Source organism: Paraburkholderia sp. SIMBA_053 (genome assembly GCF_046534895.1).
GTDB lineage: Bacteria > Pseudomonadota > Gammaproteobacteria > Burkholderiales > Burkholderiaceae > Paraburkholderia > Paraburkholderia caledonica.
The window spans coordinates 1-264 of the sequence record NZ_JAWRXU010000884.1 but is presented as its reverse complement, the minus strand read 5'-3'; the positions used below and the strand labels follow the sequence as shown (position 1 = coordinate 264).

General features: G+C 62.1%; 1 protein-coding gene. It reads right to left on the bottom strand.

The features are described 5' to 3' along the window. A partial coding sequence (locus tag SB753_RS38150; RefSeq protein ID WP_410805302.1) for a YbfB/YjiJ family MFS transporter occupies positions 1–264 on the bottom strand: 264 nt, incomplete at both ends.

Genomic DNA, 264 nt, shown 5'->3' with positions numbered 1-264 from the left:
GATCCGCGAAACAATCAGATCAGCGATGAACGCGACGCCAAGCGCCGCGGCGCCACACATGACGCTCAACGCGTAGTTGTTATGCGAGTGCGAGAACAGATACGAGTCGCCATACCCGCCGAGCGCCTGGAAGAGAGCGAACGCTGTCGTCGCGCGGCTCCATGAGGCACGCTGTTCCGTGTGGTCGTGCGGCACGAGTTCATGAATGCGGCCGAGTGCGAGCGGCACGATGCCGGGCGTGAAGACTCCGAGAATGACAGTCGA